Source organism: Bartonella refiksaydamii (genome assembly GCF_902652675.1).
In the GTDB taxonomy this organism is placed as follows: Bacteria; Pseudomonadota; Alphaproteobacteria; order Rhizobiales; family Rhizobiaceae; genus Bartonella; species Bartonella refiksaydamii.
The window spans coordinates 1-20,628 of sequence record NZ_LR736292.1; the positions used below are offsets into that span (position 1 = coordinate 1).

Consider the following 20,628-nt stretch of genomic DNA (forward strand, 5'->3'; position numbering starts at 1 on the left):
GAGTATTTTCTGTCGATGGTTCAAAACGAATAGTTCTTTTATTGTCGCCAACCACACACATTGGCTTAGTGATGACAGCTTTCATAGTCACTCCTTTTGAGTCATAATTAATGACATCACCTGTCAATTAATGATTTTTGTTATTTGAAAAATGGATTAGCCGGAATTGCCCAGAAAACAGGGCTTTTGAGCCATATTAAAGGCTTGATATTTTACTAAATTTTAGGGGATATTTTTGAATTTTAGACACAATTCAACTAGTACAGCGATGTCATTAAATACGACTTTTCACATCATGTCAACAGAAAAAATCATGATTTTGTGTTTTTTTATTTTTTTTATCTAAATATGCTACTTTTACAGACAAATGATGCAATGTCCCGTCTCAAAAAATCGTTTACACGTAAAACGCTTACCTTTTCTTTTTTGGACTTTAACAGGTCAAAATACTTCTGGAGAGCATTTAGAGCAATACGCAATGAAGGCACAAGATGTGATAGATATTGATCTTCTACAACAAGATATTGTAGTGAGGCAAAAAGATTATACTGTCTATAAAGGCATTGAGCATCTCTTATTACCTCTTGCGTATTAACAAACTGTTCTGTTGCAAATTCAACCCACTTTTCTCTTGCCGTCTCATCAGAAGATGAGGGCATTTTGTCATAAATAGCACTAGGGAAGGCTTTTGCACATAGATAATCATTTCTCACTTCAAGGTATTTTTGTGCAGCATCATATTGGTCTTGATTGAGTTCGCCTTGCAAATAAAGTCGTCCGATATAACTACCGGAGAGCGGATTTTTGGCATCTTCTATGGTCAAACCAAAGCGTTTAGCACGCATTTTTATTGCCAATTGATCAACAGGTTCACGTGGTGTTTTTGCTCTTGAGATACGACCATTTGGTTCTCTCACACATCCATTAATCCGTGGTCGTCCACGTTTTGCACGTTTTTTTCTTTTTGTCATATTTTTTCAATCAGAATGGAATAGCATCATTGACAGGTGCTCTATGATCAGCAGCCCCTGAAGCAACAGAATAATTTTGGGCAGTGATAGATGAAGGGGATGCCGATTGATCTTTCTTGGCATCAAGTAAATATAATTCACCTTTGAATTGTGGTAAGACAATCTCTGTTGCAAGATGTTCACCACCGTTTTTATCTTTCCATTTGCGTGTTTGTAATTTGCCCTCTACATAAACCTTTGAACCTTTGTTGAGATACTGAAGTGCAATTTTTGCTAAATGTGGATTAAAAATCACCACGGAATGCCATTCAGTTTTCTCTATTTTTTGATTAGTCTTTTTATCTGTGTAGCTCTCAGAAGTTGCCATACGAAAATTGACCACCTCACCACCAGAAGTCATTGTTTTGCTTTCGGGATTAGCACCAAGGCGCCCGATTAACGTCACTTTATTGAGCATGTTTTTAGTTACCTTAAATTTGTATTTTAATACATACAAAATCTTAGCATGATTTGCATATTTTTTCAATTTTTTCAGTTAATTAATAACAGTTTTTTAAAGTGTTAGATTATATTTAATGTGCAAAAAATATAGATAGTTCAGTGTTCATTTAAAACTCTTGATATACATACATAAATGTATTAACATAAGATATGAAAATAAGATTTGAATGGGATGAAACTAAAGCAAAAAGTAATCTTAGAAAGCACCGTGTAAGTTTTGAAATTGCTGCTCGTGTTTTCGCAGACCCGTTCGCCATGGTTAAACAAGACCGTATTGAAAACGGAGAATATCGTTGGCAAACTTTGGGGCTTGTAGATGGCTTTTTACTGCTGCTCGTAGCGCATACTGTCCATGATGATAAAGATGGCGTAGAGGTAATCCGTATTATTTCAGCGCGACGAGCCAATTTGAAAGAGAGAAAACATTATGAAGAAGAAAGTTTGTTATGAAATTGATGTAAGTAACTTATCACCTTTGACAGATGAACAGAAAGTTGAAATTGATAAACTGGCTGTAATGCCGGATAGTGCAATTGATTATAGTGATATTCCGTCACTAGATGATGCATTCTGGAAAAACGCCGTTCGCAATCCATTCTATAAACCAACCAAAACTGTCACAACAGTACGTGTGGATTCAGACGTTCTAGCATGGCTTAAAAGTCAAGGGAAAGGATATCAAACGCGGATTAACGCCATTTTACGTGACGCTATGCTTCGTTCAATGCGATAAACTCATTTTCTCCTCGCCATAAAAGACGAGAAGAAAGGGGAGTTACGTTTTTAAACTAAGCGGCTTTCGTAACAGATTTTGCTAGGACCTGTTTTGCTTCTTTAATGAGAGCTTTATATTTTCTGTTTTCTTCGTCCACTCTGAAAGCATCAAGAAGACGGACATGTATAGGACCTAGAAGATACAAAACTTTTTCACCAGCATTCATACCTTCCCAATAACTTGGTAAGTCAAAACGTTTATCTTCATAATCAACAGATTGGCTTCTCAGTTTTTTCTCACATTCAATAAAATAACGGCGTGCTTGACGTCCTTTCTCATTACGTTCAACCATGGAAAGCTCTTTTGCCATATCTAAAGTGAGGTGGTATTCTGTACTTGGACGACCGCCTTGGAGGTTTTCGCCAATTTTGGCGAAAACTATATAATCCTGATTTTTGAGAAAGCTGTATTTGTTAATACGGTCTTTAATCCAATTGGAAAAGTCTCGTTTTACTTCCAAAAACACATGTAATTCACGCGCATTAACGGTTTGAATAATTTCTTGTCCAACAGCTTGTTCTGATATTTTAATTAGAGTGTTCATCTTATTAGTCCTTTGTTTTATAAGTTAAAGTATCCAGGGCTAAAACAACCGAACTAATACAGCCCTTCGTATCTTTAGGTTACCCTTGGACATACACACGAAGACCCTGGACGAAATTTCTTATGATGGGCAACAGATCTTTCGGGATACAGTTGAACCGATTAGTTACGAGGTGTTTTAAGCCTGTCAACCAGACTATAGCTGTTCACAGAAACTGTCAATTATTTTTTGAAAAATCCTAAAAGTAATGACACTCCAAGAAGAGTGCCGGGAGCTAGAAAACACGGTGCATAGTCCGTCGTCACGCTTTTCCCATAAAGGGTATTTTATAGCGCAACTACACCCGACAAATCTATTATACGCATGTAGCATATAATGAGTCAAAGCCTTTAATGTGCGGAAGAAAAATTGTGTCGGCAATCTATCCGCTATGCATCTAAGGTGTTTTCTAGGCACCTGATTCGATTATTCATATTGTTGCCATATTGTCAAGTGGCTTCTGATAATTTTTTGATTTCTTTGTTGATTTCATCTATGAGAGGTTCAATATTCAGAACGCTTTTCGGAACATTACCACCGTAAACCCACGCTTTTACTTGCGCTTTGGTACTAAAATCCGCATTCTTAGGTGTATCGTAATACTGTCCGCCATCAAACTTTTCACACTCTCTTGTGCCATCTTCATATTCGTAGAGGTTGTAAAAATACTCTGCTGCTCCATCCCCCCAAGGGACATAACCAACAGCTGTTGCGATAAACTTTTTTTGCATTGGCTGTTTACGTTGTGTTAAAAACAGGTGTTGTAAAATTCGCATGTTTAAAACCTTAATTTTACCTATGGGTCTATTTGCTTTAAATTTGACCGTACAGCGTTGTTTATATTTCAAATATGGAATTTCATCGTAAAATCTTTAAATCGCTCTCTACGGTACCTTTTTGTCGATTTAAATGCATATCTAATCTCAAAATAGTCAGCACTTTTCACTATTTTGCTAACCTTCCATGTTTTTCACTGTTCCCCCAATCCCGTTTAAAATCCCTTCAAGCTTTTGCTTTTCAACCAACGTGAGTGGTCTTGAATTCTCTCTCATTGCCTTGTCTTTCAACCTTTTTTCACGGGTGTTCAAAACAGCCTTGCGTACAAGATTGGCTTTCGTCAAAAGACTATTTTCCAAATCACGACATAATCTTACTAACTCACGAGTGCTTGGAAAAAACGTATCCGATAAGCCTTCTACCTCATCACACAAAATCCGTTTTACCGTTTTCATCAGTGACCACGCAGAAACACTTTCCAAAACCATTCCATAGGTCAGTGCCATACCTTCATGATCTGCCTGTTGCGAAATTTTCAAACCACACGAAAGCATCCGAATTGCCTTGGCTATATCCTCTTTGCTCGCTTTCACTGAAAATAACTCGTGAAGTTGATCACAAGCATCTAAGGCAATCGTTTCCTGCTGTTGTGTCAATGCACTGCCACTCTTCAAAACCAAAGGAAACTCCGGGGCTATCCTCTCGTGAATGTGTTTCAAAGTAACCTCGAGACCCGATATCAAGGATGCTGTCTGAGATGCGTTCACCAACGCTTTTTTGCCTTTGAGAGTGATTTCCATAGTTTTTTCCTTTCTCTAAATTCTCGATAGCTTTTCGCACCCAGTTTCGCCATGTTGCTTTCCAATCCGTTTTGCGTGCATCCTTGCCTGCTCTAGCTTTCCAAAAATCTCGAAACTTTGCGATTTCGACTTTCACACGCTCTGGAGGCAAACCCTCTGCAATGGCAAAAGCGTAATCGGGTTCGAAATCATCAGGGATACGACAGCCCCGGTCATTTCTAACCCGTTTAGCTTTTTGGGGAACGTTCTCTTGCTCGTGAAGGGATGGTTGGTTTTCTGATGCGGCTTCGATTTGATCTGATTGGCTTTCGCAATCATGAACCTCCGTTGGCTCTTGAACCAAATCGATTGTTTCTAAATTTTCAGAACCAATTTCTTTTTTTGCTAATACGATAGTATTAGTTTTTTTATTATATATGTTATTGTTATTGTTAATGGCATAATTAAGCATTGCTTGTGCATTGCTATTAGCATTGCTAGCATCATGCTTAGCATCCTTAAGCATACCGTTAGCATCATGCTTAGCATCTTGATCATCACTAATTGTTTTTGCTTTATGATGTTTTGCCCATTTTGCTTGCGCTGCCTTCTGTGCTCTCTCTGAAAATTTATTTAAATTTTCGTTTGAGTTATTGAGTTCTTCCTCAACATCTGAACTCCACAAACGACCATCTTCTAAACAAATGATGTGTCCAGATCTAAATAAATAATCTAATGCCTTTTGAAATCTTTTTACTGAACAACAAGTAAAATGAGATAATATTCGTGAATCATTCAAAAGAGGTTCACGCGTGTGTAACATTCTTATCCGCAACTTCACATAAACATTGACTTCCATAGGCGGCAAATCAGAGAGTTTAAATAGCCACTGGTCTGTATTAAGTCTCGTCCATGGTATTTTACTGGACATATATACCCCCTTCTTTCATTAAATATAAAATTGCTAAAGCATCTGCTTCGTTGTCGTTATTAGGCGTATGTCCTTTTGCACACACCGCCTTAATCATTTCTTCTTTTGAGGCATTGCCTTTTCCTGTCGTTGCCTTCTTTATTGTGCCAACAGGAATGCCTTCATATGGTACCTGATAATGTTCACACCACGCTGTTAAGGTCGCTAGAAAGCCGCCATAAACATGCGCTGCGTCTGTACCCACATGCCGGCGCACCTCTTCAAAATACACCGCATCAATTCCATCTGCTGTCTGCTTTATATCTGTTAGCCATCTCTTAAAGCGCAAGTAACGCATACCACCGCCTTCAAAGCGGCGTGATTGAAAATCTTCTGTATCGCTTGTTATGTGACCGTCCGCACCGCATATCGCCCAGCCTGTTTTGGTGCCTAGATCAAGACAAAGAATGGTGTGTGTGTTAGTGGTCATGATACTTCCGCCTTTCTTTTGGACGATTATCACAACCAATCTGTTGTGTTTCGCATTCCATCAAGAAAAGAAGACAGCAAGTTGCATGCGCTAAGTGTGGTAATTCGCTTTCAAGGTCCTTATTCTCTCCAGCAAACCATGCTAATAAATGACGTAAAGCAGCTCCATACAAACGGCTCCAATTCATGCCATGACGCCAATTGCTCGCACCGTATTTGTTTGCTCCAAACTCCAAAACACGACCAATATCAAGCAACGTGAGTGGTGGAATAAGATCAATACGCGGTTTCCCAATATCATTCTTATGTGCTTTAAAAACCATGATGATCCCCCCTTAAGGCTCTACGTATTAGTTGGTATGTGCGCGCTATGATGACGCGTAATCTATTAATTTGATCTCTTCTTTTGCCTGTTTAAGAGTGTGAAGGATGTTGCTGGTGTTCATTACTATCTGTAGGAGCAGCAACAAAAGAAGACATAGAGATAGAACTATCTTTCAATTTTTGCAGCTTTAAATAATTTATTACGGAGATAGATCCTCTTTTTTCCCACTTGCAAACAGCTGCTTGAGTTACACCAAGCATTTTTGCCATTTCTGATTGTGTCCAATTAAATTTGCCCCGTATTGACTTAGTCAAATTCTTAAAATTTTCTCGTTGATCCATTTACAAGCTCCAATTACAGCTTTGTCTTATTTTATTCATATAATTATAGTTATATAAAGTCAAGGAAATTTATCTTTATCAACGATAAAAAAATAAGGTAAGCAGAAGTATGAGTAATAAATCTAATATCATAAGCACATTAAAAAAGATTTTGACCGAGTTTAACTTAACGCAAGAAGATGTAGCCAAACGGCTAAACGTAACACAAGCTTCAGTGTCTAAGTGGTTAAAAGATTCTGATCCACGCGGCTCTAATCGAGATGCCATTTTAGAATTATATAAAGAACTAAAAGGGGATAATCACTTAACAACTTTTGTTCCTCTTATGGGCTATATTGGAGCAGGAACACAGATAGATCCAAGCTTTGAACAAATCCCTGAAGATGGTCTTGAACAAGTAGAAATTCCTTTTGCTTTACCTGATGATATGGTTGCTTTTGAAGTTAAAGGAGACTCTATGCTTCCAGCTTATAAAGATGGAGATATGGTTATCGTAAGACGGCGCCAAATTAAAACTATAGAATCCTTTTTTGGCAAAGAAGCCGTTATTTTAACACATGATAATAAAAGATATATAAAGCAGATTAGCAGGGGCATGAATGGTGAAATAGATCTGCTTTCTTGGAATGCCTTACCCATTAAGAATGTTAAAATTGTGTGGGTTGGAGAGATATTTGCTATTTTGCCAATAAGTTCTTACAGCAAGATGATTCGGAATTATCGCTAATTATCCTCCCCTCTTATTCAGCAAGATATTATAATAATTTTTATAAAAAATATAACTTTTTATAATTTTTTGCTTGCTATTTTATAATTATAGTTATATAAGTAATTATACAAACCACAAACAAACAATTGCCAAGAGGCGTTAGGGAGGAGAAATTATGGATAAGCCAATTCTTATTAATTCCAATGAAATTTTATTAGTTGTCTACGGTGATGATCAACACATTGGAGAGTCTGGTCCACTTGATGAAAGCCAAGTTTTAGAGATTGTTGATGAGGCAGATGATACCGTACAAATCTTTCGTGTGAATCCTTCTGAGAAAAGTTGCGAAGATATCTCTGAAGATATTGCAGAACTTTATCTTAGAGAACGTGAAGAGCAGTGTTTTAATGGCAAAATACCTCACGAATTTATTGAACATAGCGCAGCATACGGTTTTTTTTTAGACGATATCGAACAGCAGCGATATGAGGATGCAATGTATGGTTCTTATGAAAAACAACACCGGTTGCGTCCTTGTGATGTGCTTTAAAAATTCTGAAGGGCGCATTTAAAAGCGCCCCCTTTAATTCATCAATAATTAATTAGAGTAAACTTATGAACACACATGACGCTAATAAAGATAGCAAAGGATATCTCATACCTGAACACAAGGTAGAAGACAAAATCGGTTATGTCCAAATGGTCAATGCCCATGTAATGCATAGGTACTTACATTTGAAACAAGATTTTGACACTTGGTTTAATGATTGTGTTGAAAAGCTTGATCTAAAAGAAGGCGTGGATTTTGTTTTTACAAAACAAGAGTGGAACAGACAAAAGATTTGTCCAAAATCTGAAATAGAAACAGATAAAATCGATAATCATTACTTCAAAATTCACGCAGCAAGGAAAATCGCTAAAACAGAGCGCCATAGAAGTTTGGGCAGAATATTATACCAAAACTTGTATTTTCTTAAATTAAGGAGGTGATGATGAAAAACCTTATTATAACATCTGAAAAAAATACGAACTTTTTGAAAGGAGTTCATCATGCATAATGTTATGACAGCAGCAGAAAACAATTTTAATAACCAAACTGTTCAAACCATGTCTAGCCGTGAAATTGCAGAGTTATGCGGTAAGCAACATAAACATATTATGCGTGATATTCGGCAAATGCTTGACGAACTTAACGGGTCCAAATTTGGACCGGTTGATTTCAGTGGTTATTACCTTGATAGCAAAGGTGAAAATCGCTCTTGTTATTACCTCCCTAAACGTGAATGTTTAATTCTTGTGTCTGGTTACAACATGACATTACGAGCAAAAATCATTGACCGCTGGCAAGAATTGGAAAAGCAAGCAGTAATACCACAAATCGACTACTCAAGCCCTCAAGTTATGCTTGGTGTTTTAACGTATCTCAAAAATGAAAATGAACAAAAAGATAACATTATTGCAAATTTAAAACCAAAGGCAATGGCTCTTGAAAGCTTACAGCGTCATGACGGACTCTTCGGTCTTACAGAAGCAGCTAAAATACTCGAGTTACAACCAAAACAGTTCATTCTCTTCTTACAGCAAAAAGGTTGGGTGTATCGACGTGCAGCAGGTGGAAACTTGCTACCTTATCAAGATAAAATTCAAAAGAAACTTATGGATTGTCCAACCATCACACTTCAAACCGCAAGTGGAATAGAAAAGGTCATTCCTTGCGCAAAAATCACAGCAAAAGGAATTGGTGTGTTGTCTCAAGAGCTTAAAAGACAAACCATGCATTAAGAGGAGGTTATTATGATAAAAAAGAAATACGAATTGACTGATGAGACAATTAAAGTTGACAGAATAACGCTTTACCGTATCCGTGCATTAAAAGACTTTGGAGATGTTAAAAAAGGTGATCTTGGTGGTTGGGTAGAGAGTGAAAGAAATCTTAGCCATGATGACAATTGCTGGGTTGGTGGTGAGGCATGGGTTTATGAAAATGCCAAAGTTTATGAAAATGCTAAGGTTTATGATGATGCCGAAGTTTATAATAACGCAAAAGTTGGTGGTAATGCCATAGTAGCTGGCAAAACAGCATTTTATGGAAGTGATGCTATCTTAAGGTAGAGGCAAAAACCATGGAAAAGAAATATGAACTTACTGATGAAACAATTGAAGTTGATGGCAAAACTCTCCACCGCATTCGTGCCTTACGAGACTTTGGTGGTATTAAAGCAGACGACCTAGGCGGTTTTATACAAAAAGAAGACAATCTAAGTCATGATGGCAATTGCTGGGTAGGCGATGATGCAAAAGTCTATGGTTATGCCAAGGTTTTTGGTGATGCACATGTTTATGGAAACGCTCGTGTGGATGGTCATGCAAGAGTTTATGACAAAGCCAAGGTTTTTGGTGATGCTTATATTGATAACATTGCTGATATTTACGAAAATGCATGTGTTTTTGGTAGTGCATCTGTTACCGGAGAAACTAATATTTTTGGCAATGCGCAGATTTTTGGACATGCTCGTGTTTTTGCCAGTGCACAAATCTACGAGAATGCACAAGTTTCCGGTGGTGCATTTATTAGTGGAAAAGCTAAAATTTATGGAAATGCTAAAATTTATGACAGTCCATTGATTTCCATCAGAGCAAAAGTTTGGGGAAATGCCAAAATCTATGGTAACGCAGAGATCATCAATGATGAAATCATCACAACGGGCGAGAGGCAATAATGGAAAAAAATACGAACGACTAGTCTTATAGTATCTCTATAAGCCGTTTCTAACCACACAAACAACTTTTAAACACAAGCGTGATTCACGCCACGGGAGAATTGCGCTCAAATAGGAGGAAATCAAGATGAGTGAACTAAGTACCACACAAACGGAATTAGTGGAAAAAACGAACGATTGTGAAATCAAACCTACAGCTATGGAGCTTATTTTAGAAAGAGCTTTAGAAAATGATGTTGATCTGGATCGTCTCAAGCGTCTTCTTGAATTGCGAGAACAAGAGATAAAACGACAAGAGCGCCAAAACTTTGTCCGTGATCTTTCTGCTATGCAAATGGAATACAAAAATATCGAACAAAACGCCATTAATACACATACTAAAAGCCTCTATACAACGCTTGATAAATATATTGATGCAATCAAAGAACCTCTTGCAACACATCACTTTGCCTTGTTCTCTCGTATCAAAGACCAGAGTTCAAATGACATAACTGTAGAAATGACTTTAAAGCATATATCGGGCAATGAAATATCAACAGAAGGAACCTTTCCTTTTGATGCTACAGGGAGCAAAAATAACATACAAGCGGTTGGTTCTACTCTCACCTACGCACGTAGATATCTCTTAGGCATGCTTCTTAATGTTGCAAGAAAAGAAGACGATACAGATGGCGACACGCTTCTTGCAGGTATCTCTCCTGAACAGATGAATGAAATCAAAGAATTAATTAAAAAAACACAATCTGAAGAAAGTAGGCTTATCTCTTTCGTAGGAGCAAAAAATCTAACAGATATGTCTTATAAACAAGCTCAAATCGCTTTGTTTTCTTTGAAAAAAAAGCAACGAAAGCAAATGAATAAAGCACAACAAGAGCAATTAGATGCACCTATACAAGATATTGAATATGCACCAACTCAACAACAAACGGCGGTGTGAGATGGAACAAAGAACAGCAGAATGGTTTCAAGCGCGCTTGGGTAAAGTCACTGCTTCAAACGTTTACAACATACTCAGTAAAACAGCAAAGGGAACGCCTACAAGCAAATATGAGGAGTACAAAATAAAGCTTATGACAGAGCGCTTAACAGAGGAAATAAGCCAATCTTATACAACACCTGCTATGCAATGGGGCATTGAACATGAAGAGAATGCCTTAAGAGAATATGAATTCATTTATGACGCAGAAGTCACAAGGTGTGGATTTGTCCAACATCCTATAATCCAAATGGCTGGTGCAAGTCCTGATGGGCTTATTGGTGAGAACGGTTTAGTAGAGGTTAAATGCCCGCAACCACCAAACCATCTACGCTTTTTTATAGATGGCAATATCAAGTCAGAATATATCGCACAAATGCAATTTCAAATGGCTTGTACGGGGCGCAAATGGTGTGATTTTATCAGTTATGACCCACGTTTTGTAGGCAGATCATCTGATTTTCGTATGAAAATTAAGCGCATTCACCGTGATGAAGAACAAATCGAACGGATTAATCAAGCGGTCGAAATCTTTTTAGCAGAAATAGACCAAGAGGTGCAAAAGATTTTGGCAAAAGCTGCTTAAACCTATGGGGGTGCTCTCTCCTTCTCCTCTTGCTTAAGCACCCCCACCCATTTACCAAGGAAATTAAACGTGTGTAACACCAAACATATTATCATACAGCCTGCTAAAGATGAGGAATTTTGTTTTTTTACCATTGGCTATGAAGGCAAGTCCCTTGAGAATTATCTTAAGAGTCTCATAGAAAACAATATCAAAACTTTATGTGATGTTCGTAAAAATCCAATAAGTAGAAAACACGGATTTTCAAAAAGACAATTAGAGCAAGCTGTAAGCAACATTGATATTGAATATATGCATATGCCTGAACTTGGAATTGCCTCTGAAAAACGAAGAAATTTGAAAACACAAAAAGATTATGACCGCCTTTTTGAAGATTATCAAAATACAACTCTCAAGAATAATTCTTGTGCAATAAATAAATTATATCAAATTTTTTTAAATAAAAAGCGCGTTGCAATCACCTGTTTTGAAGCCAATGTATGCATGTGCCATAGAGGACAACTCGCATTAGCTCTTACTCAATTGCCTGATTGGAAATATGAAATTGAACACATCTAAAAAATAAACTTGCAGATTTTTAAAAGTTGGAGTGCTTCACATGCCTTCCAGCCCCCACCCATTTAATTAACATAAAAAAGAGAAAGGTAATGAGATGATATTTGATGATGGAGATAGATATGTAACGACACGTGAGTGTGCACAGCTTTTTAGTGTATCCACAACAACGATTCGCAATTGGGTGCTTCAGGGGTTGTTTCCGGAGCCATATAAGCTAGGGAGAGCAGTGAGATGGAGAAAAAAAGAGATCTTAGCCTTCACTCCAAAGAAAAATAAGGAGCAAATAAGAACAAATTAGGTAAAATTATATAAACTGTAGAAGGTGGTCTAAAAGGTGGTCTGAAAATGGCTATTTAAAGAAAAAATCTATATATTTCAATATGTTAAAAATAAAAAATGGTGCCCCCAGAGAGACTCGAACTCCCGACCCCCTGATTACAAATCAGGTGCTCTACCAACTGAGCTATAAGGGCACAACAACGTAGGAGGTAGCACAAACTCATAAAAAGGAAAATAGAAAATTATCAGTTTGGGTACATATTTTAAAAAACTTGTATCATAAGTTATAAAATAATCAGATTTTTTATTTTCTTATCATCATTTACAGCAATGTTGGGTATTGTCTCATATTTAAATTTACGAAGTAATAAGCTGACGCTACAACTTGATTTGTTAGTTTCTAATGTTGCCGATTGCTCTTACATTAAGATGTTTTCTTAGAAGAATTTTTGCTCCTTTATTGAATAATTTTTATTTGCATGTTGATTTCTCTTGTAACTACAAGCGACTGATTTTTATTTATTTACCATAAAAAAGTTTGCAATAAGCGAATCACCCTGTTTCGATGCTCCCATTCAAGTTGCTAAACGATTAATTATAAAATTAATACGTCATCATAAATAAGCATTGATGCAAGTTCACCATTTTGTTTTCAGATTACAAATCTGGAGAAGCTGCTTGGCTAGAAAGATATTTTTCTAGCCAGTGAATATTATAATTACCGTCTGCAATATCTTGATTGTTAATGAGATCGCGAAAGAGAGGCAATGTGGTTTTTATTCCATCGACCACAAATTCATCTAAAGCACGTCGTAAACGCATCATGCATTCTAAGCGAGTACGTCCATGAACAATTAGCTTTCCAATCATGCTATCGTAATAAGGAGGAATACGATAACCCGAATAAGCACCTGAATCAACGCGAATTCCTAAACCTCCAGGTGTATGAAAATGTGTAATAGTTCCTGGTGACGGCGTAAAGTTAATAGGATCTTCCGCATTGATACGACATTCAATAGCATGACCAGAGAAGCAGACATCGTCTTGAGTAACGGAAAGTTTTTCGCCTGAAGCAATATGAATTTGCTCATGAACTAAATCTATACCTGTAATCGCTTCTGTTACAGGATGCTCGACTTGTAAACGCGTATTCATCTCAATGAAGTAGAATTCACCATTTTCATAGAGAAACTCAATAGTACCCGCTCCACGATATTCAAGTTGTGCACAGGCATTTGCAACAATATCACCAATCTTTTTCCGTTCAGTTTCATTAAGAGCTGGTGATGTAGCTTCTTCCCATATTTTTTGATGACGTCGTTGAAGTGAACAATCGCGTTCTCCTAAATGAACAGCATTTCCTGCTCCATCACCTATAACTTGAATTTCAATATGACGAGGTTTTTCAAGATATTTTTCGATATAAACGGCATCATCGCCAAAGGCTGCAGCCGCCTCTGAACGGGTCGTTTTGAGAGCTATAGCAAATTCTTGTTCTGAATGGACGACTTTCATACCGCGTCCACCACCACCCGCAGAAGCCTTAATAATAACTGGATAACCAATTTCACGAGCTGTGTGCAAAGCTTCTGCTTCCTCAGTGACAGCTCCATCTGAACCAGGGACTACGGGAATTCCAAGCTTTTTAGCAGTTTTCTTTGCTTCAATTTTATCACCCATGGTTCGAATATGCGCAGCCGTTGGGCCGATGAATGTAATATCATGGGCTTCGAGAACATCTGCAAATTTTGCATTCTCAGAAAGAAAGCCATAGCCTGGATGAACAGCATCAGCCCCTGTGATTTCGCAAGCTGCAATAATTTGATGAATACTTAAATAAGAATCGCGCGCCGGAGGAGGCCCAATACAAACACTTTCGTCAGCAAGGCGAACATGCATTGCATCAGCGTCAGCAGTGGAATGAACGGCTACGGTTTTTATTCCAAGTTCTTTGCAGGCTCGCAGAACGCGAAGAGCAATTTCTCCCCGATTAGCAATGAGGATTTTTCGAATCATGGTTGCCCCCTCGCTTTATTCAACAACAACAAGTGGTTCACCAAACTCAACGGGTTGCCCATCTTTAACAAAGATAGAGGTCACTGTACCTGAGCGTGGTGATGGAATTTGATTCATCGTTTTCATTGCTTCAATGATAAGTAATGCTTGGCCTTCAGAAACATTTTGCCCTACTTCTACAAAAGGCTGTGCTCCTGGTGACGGTGCAAGATAAGCTGTTCCAACCATTGGAGATGTTATTGCATTTTTTGATTTGTCTTCTTGTATAGGAGTTTCAGTTATTGGGGTAGAGGGAGAAGTTACAGCAACAGTAGGGGTGGAAAGAGGTGCATAAATTGTTCGCTCAGGAGTGGCTGAGGTATTTTGGCGAGATACACAAATACGAAGTTCACCTTGTTCAAGTTCAATGTTTGTTAAATTGGTATCATTTAAAATTTCAGCAAGGTCACGGATAATTTTTGTGTCAATTGCAGTATGTTTTACCTTATCCATTTTTTTTGTTGTCATTTTGTCACTAACTCCTTGATCAATGAAGATCGTCATTATTTAATTCTTATGACTGAATATCTCTAGACTACGGATGATCTTTTTGGGGGGCTTCCGTTAAAAGCTCTTTACTTTTTTAGAATTATACTTTGCAATTTTAAACCATTATCTACTATGCGACATTCCACTTATAAGCCTGTTATCAAAAAAGAGAAAGCATAAAATTATTTCATTTACGGGATTCTTCATAAAATTGACGAGGTAAAGAAAAGATATTTATTGTATATTTTGTATAGCTTCTTCCAAAATATCTTGGCCCACGGCTCCGATAAATACTTTATCACCAATGATGTAAGAAGGTGTTCCTGTAATATTGAGCATAGAAGCGATTTGAATATTTTTTTTAAAGGAATTTTGAATATTAGGGTCTTTTATTGCATTGCGCAGCTTTTTCTCATCTGCTCCTAATGAGACTGCTATTTTTATAGCTTTAGCTTCATTTACGCGGCTTTTGCTCGTTAAGAGGGCTTTATGAAACTTAGGATATTTCTCTGGAAATTGTTTACGGAAAACATAGGCAACAGTATGAGCAGCTATAGAATCAGTGCCTAAAATTGGTAAATCTTTGATAATTACGCGGAGGTCTGGGTGTTCTTTTATTAAATTTTCTATGTACGGATAGGACATCTTACAATGCCCACAATTGTAATCAAAAAAATCAACAAGAACTTTTTTACCATTTGGATTTCCTAAAAAAGCGTCATGAGGAAACTGAAAAATTTCTTTTTTCAACAAGTTGATGATTGAAGCTTGTTTTTTGGTTTTTTGCTCGCTTTCCTTTTCTAATTTTTCTTCGAGGCTAAGCTGCATCTCTATTATGATCTCTGGGTGAGCGAGTAAATAATCTCTTATAATTTTTTGAATATCATGATCATCAATACGTGGTGTAATCTTTTCTTTGAGATTGGATAAAAAAGTAGGATCTTTCAAAAGCTCTGTTTTCAGACTTTCTGCGTTTACGTAATTTGCTCTTTTGTCGCTTGATGTTGCATTTGATAAAAAAGATGAGCAAATTAAAATACTCAACATAACTATTGCTGACAATTTTGCGATGAACGTTGTTTTTGAGGATTGAGGCTGATAGGTCATTTATACGGCTTCTCATTTCTATTTTTTATTGTCATGTTGAGTAAACTATATGAAATCTATTGCTTACGTGCAATAAAGCATTTGACTATAGTGTAAATTTAGTAGCTTACTGGAAAAGCATCAATTAAAAAAGATTTTATATGAAGAATATTTTGTGTTGATTATGTTTTTTAATAGCTAAAATATTTATGCGCATTTTTGTGGGGAAGAGCACCTTGATAATCCAATGAACAGCGTTTGTATTGACTTTTCACTATTGCTTTATCGAGCACAGTGGAACAAATTACATTGAATGATGAAAAGCAAAATTATGAAAACCACAGCACATTATGACCTGTTTATTATTGGTGGAGGAATAAACGGATGTGGATTGGCGAGAGATGCAGCTGGACGCGGGTTTAAAGTAGGATTGGTGGAGATGAATGATCTTGCATCAGGGACCTCAAGTGCATCAACAAAGCTTATTCATGGCGGTCTTCGTTATCTTGAACACTATGAATTCAGATTAGTTCGTGAAGCGTTAAAAGAACGCGAAATCATTTGGCGTATGGCTCCCCATATTGTGCGTCCTTTACGTTTTCTTCTCCCTTATCATAAAAAGTTGCGTCCTGCTTGGATGTTACGTTTTGGACTTTTCATTTATGATTATTTAGGGAATTGGAATCAAAAGCTGTGGCGCAGTAAAACAGTTAATTTTTCAAAAAAATTTTGCTCTACACTTAAGGAAGAGTATCGTATAGGTTTTGAATATTCTGATGCAAGAGTAGATGATGCACGTCTAGTCATTGCTAATGCGCGTGACGCAGAAAAGCAGGGGGCCGATATAAAAGTTCGGACAGAAGTGCTCTCATTAAAGAAAGAAGAAAAAAAATGGCTTATAGTTCTTCGAAATAGATTAAGCGGTAAAGAATATTATGTTAGTGCTTCTTATGTGGCGAATATGACGGGTCCTTGGATTAATCACATTCTGGCAGACGTATTGAACTGTAAAGAGAATCCGTCTGTACGACTTGTCAGGGGATCTCATATTCTGGTTCCTAAGCTTTATGCCCATGATCGTGCTTATATTTTTCAAAACGGTGATGGGCGTGTTATATTTTCTATTCCGTATCAAGAAGAATTTACATTGCTTGGAACTACAGATTGTGACTATCAGGGTGATCCTGCGGATGTTCATATTACGGATACAGAGATTGATTATATCTGTACAGCAGCAAGTGAATATTTCATACAACCTATATTGCGTGAGAATATTGTCTGGACTTACTCTGGTGTCCGTCCACTCTATGATGATGGAGCTTCAAAAGCACAAGAAATTACACGTGATTACACTCTGAAAGAAATGGGGACAGAAAGTGTACCACGGATTCTTAATCTTTATGGTGGGAAAATTACGACCTATCGCAAGCTGGCTGAAGATGCGATGAAATTTGTTGAAAAAGCGCTTGGAACAAAGGGAGCACCATGGACAGCAAACTCAACACTTCCTGGAGGTGATTTTCCGTATAATAGGCTAGATACAATTGAAAATGAGATTGCTCTTTTGATTCCAGATTTAGATGCTTTTACATATCGTAGACTTGCACGGTCTTATGGTTCGGAGGCGCTACTAATATTTGCAAATGGTAAGGTGGATAAAGGAAAAGATTTTGGACACGGGCTCTACGAAGTAGAAGTCAAATGGTTAATGGAAAAGGAATGGGCTAAAACATGTGAAGATATATTATGGCGCCGTTCAAAACTTGGGCTTTTGTTTAATGAAAAAGAGGTTAATGTTCTTTCTGCTTATATGCGAAGTCAAAAAGAGAGTAAACAAGATTTATTATAATTCGGTTCTGTGCTAGCCGCCTTATATAGTATCTATTTGCGCAGTAAGTTGAAAATATTGAAGGAAAATGAGCCACAATGGTGCGAATTATATATGATGCTTTGTTTATTGTTTATCAAACTCAGCACATCTTAAATATTGTGCTGGATAGCGTGGGTGTAATTTTTAAAGACTCATATGAGTGACGAGAAAAGACTTTCAAATAAAAATATTTCTATGTTTACAATTCATATTTTATAGACAAGCTACATGTCCATCATATCTGGAAGTCGTTCTGTTAGGAATGGTGTATTGCGTTTTTCTTTTGATTTGAGCAAAATTTTGGTCAATTAAGGAAGATGATAAGATAGAGAGTATATTCCTACATCTTTAAGTGATGGTAAAGAGAATAAAGTTTTCTATGGAGTATAAACAGTTGTGGTTTTGTATAGATGAATAAAACGCACTTAGTGGGGATGATAGAGTAATCTTCCTATGATATTTTATGGTTCTCCATCATCAGTAAAATTTGCAGTAGCGCCAATGTTAGGCTGGACAGACCGGCATTGCAGGTTTTTTTATCGCCTTTTAACGAAAAGGGCACTTCTTTATACCGAAATGATTGTAGCTGATGCTGTAATTCACGGTGTTCGTAAACAATTGTTGGCTTTGAACTATAAAGAACATCCAATTGCGTTGCAATTAGGGGGAGCAGATCCTCAAAAATTGGCAGAGGCGGCACGAATTGCTGAAGGATTTGGTTATGATGAAATAAATCTCAATGTTGGTTGCCCATCAAATCGTGTTCAAGCGGGTGTATTTGGTGCTTGTTTGATGTTACATCTTGACATTGTAGCAAATGCTGTGGAAGCGATGAAAGAAGTAGTTACTATACCTGTCACTGTCAAGTGTCGTGTTGGTGTGGATGAGCAGGATGAAGAATTAACTTTAGATCTTTTCGCTGATCAAGTTTGGAATGCAGGGTGTGATGCACTCTGGGTTCATGCACGCAAAGCATGGTTAAAAGGATTAAGCCCGAAAGAAAATCGTAATATTCCCCCACTTAATTATGAAAGAGTTTATAAATTAAAACGTAGATATCCTCATAAATTCATTGGGATAAATGGTGGAATTAAATCTATTGATGAAATCAAAGAGCATTTAATTTTGTGTGATGCGACTATGGTTGGTCGACAAATTTATCATGATCCAACTTTGTTAAAGCATATTGATTTTGAAATATATGGTGAACCGCAGAGTGATCTAAGTGATAGTGAGCTTATTGAGGCTATGTGTGATTATGCTGCTCGGCATATCGCATTAGGAGGGAAGCTTTCTCATGTAACACGTCACATGATTGGTTTATTTCATGGTCGGAACGGGGCACGTCGATGGCGGCAAATGTTATCAAATGATGCAACAAAAACCAATGCGGGCGTGCACGTTTTGAAAGAAGCTTTTTCTGCTCTCATTTAATAACAGTTTATAAATTAATCTATGTTAAAGTTTAGATTCCATAAAATTTTACTTTTTTATGAGGTTTGTGAATAAACAAGATCGTAAATTTCAGAAAGTCATTAGCTTTGCTATGGAGAGGGTATTGGTACCATATGTTAAACAGTATGCTGATCAATGTTACTCAATATGGAAACAAATTAATAATATAATATATCGATAATATTGGTAATATATAAATTAGTAAAATAGTTGTTTTGTTATGAAATAGAGTTAAAGATAATTTTTCTAATAATATTTAACTTTAAAACGCTGCTTAAAAAAACAACAAATTATTCATATCCTGTATATATGACAAGATTCTCATTAAAGATTGTAGATTTAAAAAGGTAACTTCATGACCGTTAGTCCATTTGATGATTTTTGTGCTTTACTCACAAATTTACCTACTGCTGATGCATTTTCTACAACTTTGGCAAAAAAACGGCAAAAAAAATTAACGAGCGCTCGAGGAACGCTAGGAAAATTAGGAGATATTGCGGTTTGGTATGCAGGATGGAGAGGAACAGAAAAGCCGCTTGTAATGCGTCCCTTGGTTGCTATTTTTTCTGGGAATCATGGCATTACAGAAGAGAATATTACACCTTTTCCACAATCTATGACACAAAAGATGGTACAAAATTTTTCAATTGGTGGTGCTGTTATTAATCAAATATGTATAGCTTATGATCTTGGATTGAAGATATTTGATTTAGCACTGGAATATCCAACAATGAATATTACCAAAGATGCAGCAATGGACGAGCGTAGTGCAGCTGCTACTATGGCGTTTGGAATGGAATCTATTGCTGGTGGAACGGATCTCTTGTGTATAGGTGAAATGGGTATTGGAAACACAACGATAGCTTCAGCTTTGTGCTTAGCATTGTTTGGTGGAGAAGTTGAGGAATGGACAGGAAGTGGTATGGAATCTGAAGGGGAATTTTATCAACGTAAAATAGCAGCGGTCAAGACAGCTATTTCTCTACATAAAAATTATTTTAAAAATCCTTTTGAAATAATGCGCCGCCTAGGAGGGCGTGAAATTGCTGCTATGATTGGTGCCATTTTAGCAGCAAGGATGGAAAAAGTGCCGGTTATTTTAGATGGTTTTGTAGCAACAGCAGCAGCAGCAGTGCTTTATAAAATGAATCCAAGAGCTCTTGACCATGTTCTTGTTGGACATGTTTCTTCTGAATCGGTACATCGTAAACTCTTAAAAAAAATTGGCAAAGAACCGCTTTTAGATCTAGGTATGCGTGTTGGCGAAGGGACAGGTGCAGCTTTGGCGGCTGGTATTGTAAAGGCTGCTGTTTTGGCACATACACAAATGGCGTTTTTTGAACAAGAAGGCTTAATTGCTTAAAGGATGAACGTCTTTAAAGATTGAAGGAAGC

26 protein-coding genes, 1 tRNA gene and 1 pseudogene are annotated in these 20,628 nt (G+C 37.1%); 15 read left to right on the forward strand and 13 right to left on the reverse strand.

The genetic code is table 11. From position 1 onward, the window contains the following. Positions 1-443: 443 nt before the first annotated feature. Positions 444-971 (reverse strand): annotated as a pseudogene (locus GQO39_RS02395) (hypothetical protein); the annotation flags it as partial. Positions 972-981: 10 nt separating this feature from the next. Then, positions 982-1,428, reverse strand: a complete 447-nt coding sequence (gene ssb, locus GQO39_RS02400) for a single-stranded DNA-binding protein (protein ID WP_156850792.1) — start codon at positions 1,426-1,428, stop codon at positions 982-984. 194 nt (positions 1,429-1,622) lie between these two features. On the opposite strand from ssb, the gene GQO39_RS02405 reads away from it, so the two are divergent. Together GQO39_RS02405 and GQO39_RS02410 are read left to right on the forward strand one after the other, a co-directional pair. Then, on the forward strand, positions 1,623-1,922 hold the full coding sequence (locus tag GQO39_RS02405) for a BrnT family toxin (protein WP_156850793.1): 300 nt from the start codon (positions 1,623-1,625) through the stop codon (positions 1,920-1,922). Then, complete coding sequence (locus GQO39_RS02410; RefSeq protein ID WP_156850794.1) at positions 1,900-2,205, forward strand: BrnA antitoxin family protein; 306 nt, start codon at positions 1,900-1,902, stop codon at positions 2,203-2,205. Before GQO39_RS02405 ends, GQO39_RS02410 begins: the two co-directional genes overlap by 23 nt. 55 nt (positions 2,206-2,260) lie before the next feature. On the opposite strand, the gene GQO39_RS02415 is transcribed toward GQO39_RS02410, so the two are convergent. From GQO39_RS02415 to GQO39_RS02445, 7 genes are all read right to left on the reverse strand, one after another. Beyond that, on the reverse strand, positions 2,261-2,791 hold the full coding sequence (locus GQO39_RS02415) for an antA/AntB antirepressor family protein (protein ID WP_156850795.1): 531 nt from the start codon (positions 2,789-2,791) through the stop codon (positions 2,261-2,263). A gap of 488 nt (positions 2,792-3,279) precedes the next feature. Further along, a complete protein-coding gene (locus GQO39_RS02420; RefSeq protein ID WP_156850796.1) occupies positions 3,280-3,606 on the reverse strand; it encodes a hypothetical protein in 327 nt (108 codons plus the stop codon). A gap of 177 nt (positions 3,607-3,783) precedes the next feature. After that, positions 3,784-4,263 (reverse strand): hypothetical protein, encoded by a 480-nt coding sequence (locus tag GQO39_RS02425; protein WP_246668509.1) that lies wholly within the window; start codon positions 4,261-4,263, stop codon positions 3,784-3,786. Next, positions 4,223-5,317, reverse strand: a complete 1,095-nt coding sequence (locus GQO39_RS02430) for a DUF1376 domain-containing protein (protein WP_156850797.1) — start codon at positions 5,315-5,317, stop codon at positions 4,223-4,225. Before GQO39_RS02430 ends, GQO39_RS02425 begins: the two co-directional genes overlap by 41 nt. Next, positions 5,307-5,786 (reverse strand): crossover junction endodeoxyribonuclease RuvC, encoded by a 480-nt coding sequence (locus GQO39_RS02435; RefSeq protein ID WP_156850798.1) that lies wholly within the window; start codon positions 5,784-5,786, stop codon positions 5,307-5,309. The genes GQO39_RS02430 and GQO39_RS02435 overlap by 11 nt, the downstream gene beginning before the upstream one ends. Then, positions 5,776-6,108, reverse strand: a complete 333-nt coding sequence (locus GQO39_RS02440) for a dATP/dGTP diphosphohydrolase domain-containing protein (RefSeq protein ID WP_156850799.1) — start codon at positions 6,106-6,108, stop codon at positions 5,776-5,778. The genes GQO39_RS02435 and GQO39_RS02440 overlap by 11 nt, the downstream gene beginning before the upstream one ends. Positions 6,109-6,199: 91 nt before the next feature. Continuing rightward, complete coding sequence (locus tag GQO39_RS02445) at positions 6,200-6,451, reverse strand: helix-turn-helix transcriptional regulator (RefSeq protein ID WP_156850800.1); 252 nt, start codon at positions 6,449-6,451, stop codon at positions 6,200-6,202. A gap of 109 nt (positions 6,452-6,560) precedes the next feature. On the opposite strand from GQO39_RS02445, the gene GQO39_RS02450 reads away from it, so the two are divergent. From GQO39_RS02450 to GQO39_RS02495, 10 genes are all read left to right on the forward strand, one after another. After that, positions 6,561-7,178, forward strand: coding sequence for an XRE family transcriptional regulator (locus GQO39_RS02450; protein WP_007552479.1), 618 nt, complete (start codon positions 6,561-6,563; stop codon positions 7,176-7,178). A gap of 157 nt (positions 7,179-7,335) precedes the next feature. Continuing rightward, entirely contained in the window at positions 7,336-7,710 is a 375-nt protein-coding gene (locus GQO39_RS02455; protein ID WP_156850801.1) for a hypothetical protein, read from the forward strand. Positions 7,711-7,775: 65 nt separating this feature from the next. Further along, the gene (locus tag GQO39_RS02460; RefSeq protein WP_156850802.1) at positions 7,776-8,150 is read left to right on the forward strand and encodes an antA/AntB antirepressor family protein; all 375 of its coding nucleotides are present in this window, start codon (positions 7,776-7,778) and stop codon (positions 8,148-8,150) included. A 60-nt stretch (positions 8,151-8,210) separates the two neighbouring features. Then, positions 8,211-8,942, forward strand: a complete 732-nt coding sequence (locus GQO39_RS02465; protein WP_156850803.1) for a Rha family transcriptional regulator — start codon at positions 8,211-8,213, stop codon at positions 8,940-8,942. Between the two features lie 12 nt (positions 8,943-8,954). Further along, positions 8,955-9,272, forward strand: a complete 318-nt coding sequence (locus GQO39_RS02470) for a hypothetical protein (RefSeq protein ID WP_156850804.1) — start codon at positions 8,955-8,957, stop codon at positions 9,270-9,272. Between the two features lie 11 nt (positions 9,273-9,283). Next, positions 9,284-9,880 carry a hypothetical protein gene (locus GQO39_RS02475; RefSeq protein ID WP_156850805.1) on the forward strand — a complete coding sequence of 199 codons (597 nt, stop codon included), beginning with the start codon at positions 9,284-9,286 and terminating at the stop codon, positions 9,878-9,880. A gap of 127 nt (positions 9,881-10,007) precedes the next feature. After that, positions 10,008-10,817: an ERF family protein gene (locus GQO39_RS02480; protein WP_156850806.1), complete on the forward strand. Its 810-nt coding sequence runs from the start codon at positions 10,008-10,010 to the stop codon at positions 10,815-10,817. A 1-nt stretch (position 10,818) separates the two neighbouring features. Beyond that, entirely contained in the window at positions 10,819-11,442 is a 624-nt protein-coding gene (locus GQO39_RS02485) for a lambda exonuclease family protein (protein WP_156850807.1), read from the forward strand. A 69-nt stretch (positions 11,443-11,511) separates the two neighbouring features. Beyond that, positions 11,512-12,000: a DUF488 domain-containing protein gene (locus tag GQO39_RS02490; RefSeq protein ID WP_156850808.1), complete on the forward strand. Its 489-nt coding sequence runs from the start codon at positions 11,512-11,514 to the stop codon at positions 11,998-12,000. Positions 12,001-12,094: 94 nt separating this feature from the next. Then, a complete protein-coding gene (locus GQO39_RS02495) occupies positions 12,095-12,298 on the forward strand; it encodes a helix-turn-helix transcriptional regulator (protein ID WP_005865986.1) in 204 nt (67 codons plus the stop codon). 99 nt (positions 12,299-12,397) lie between these two features. Here GQO39_RS02495 and GQO39_RS02500 read toward each other — a convergent pair. The 4 genes from GQO39_RS02500 to GQO39_RS02515 form a co-directional block, all read right to left on the reverse strand. Next, positions 12,398-12,473: transfer RNA gene (locus tag GQO39_RS02500), tRNA-Thr, on the reverse strand. 463 nt (positions 12,474-12,936) lie between these two features. Then, on the reverse strand, positions 12,937-14,295 hold the full coding sequence (gene accC / locus GQO39_RS02505; protein WP_156850809.1) for an acetyl-CoA carboxylase biotin carboxylase subunit: 1,359 nt from the start codon (positions 14,293-14,295) through the stop codon (positions 12,937-12,939). A gap of 15 nt (positions 14,296-14,310) precedes the next feature. Further along, the gene (accB, locus tag GQO39_RS02510; RefSeq protein WP_156850810.1) at positions 14,311-14,802 is read right to left on the reverse strand and encodes an acetyl-CoA carboxylase biotin carboxyl carrier protein; all 492 of its coding nucleotides are present in this window, start codon (positions 14,800-14,802) and stop codon (positions 14,311-14,313) included. A gap of 255 nt (positions 14,803-15,057) precedes the next feature. Then, positions 15,058-15,930, reverse strand: coding sequence for a DsbA family protein (locus tag GQO39_RS02515; protein WP_156850811.1), 873 nt, complete (start codon positions 15,928-15,930; stop codon positions 15,058-15,060). A 292-nt stretch (positions 15,931-16,222) separates the two neighbouring features. Between GQO39_RS02515 and glpD the strand changes: the two genes are divergently transcribed. From glpD to cobT, 3 genes are all read left to right on the forward strand, one after another. Beyond that, entirely contained in the window at positions 16,223-17,758 is a 1,536-nt protein-coding gene (gene glpD / locus GQO39_RS02520; protein WP_156850812.1) for a glycerol-3-phosphate dehydrogenase, read from the forward strand. Between the two features lie 474 nt (positions 17,759-18,232). Beyond that, entirely contained in the window at positions 18,233-19,213 is a 981-nt protein-coding gene (gene dusA, locus GQO39_RS02525) for a tRNA dihydrouridine(20/20a) synthase DusA (RefSeq protein WP_156850813.1), read from the forward strand. A gap of 376 nt (positions 19,214-19,589) precedes the next feature. Continuing rightward, the gene (gene cobT / locus GQO39_RS02530) at positions 19,590-20,597 is read left to right on the forward strand and encodes a nicotinate-nucleotide--dimethylbenzimidazole phosphoribosyltransferase (protein ID WP_156850814.1); all 1,008 of its coding nucleotides are present in this window, start codon (positions 19,590-19,592) and stop codon (positions 20,595-20,597) included. Positions 20,598-20,628 lie beyond the last annotated feature (31 nt).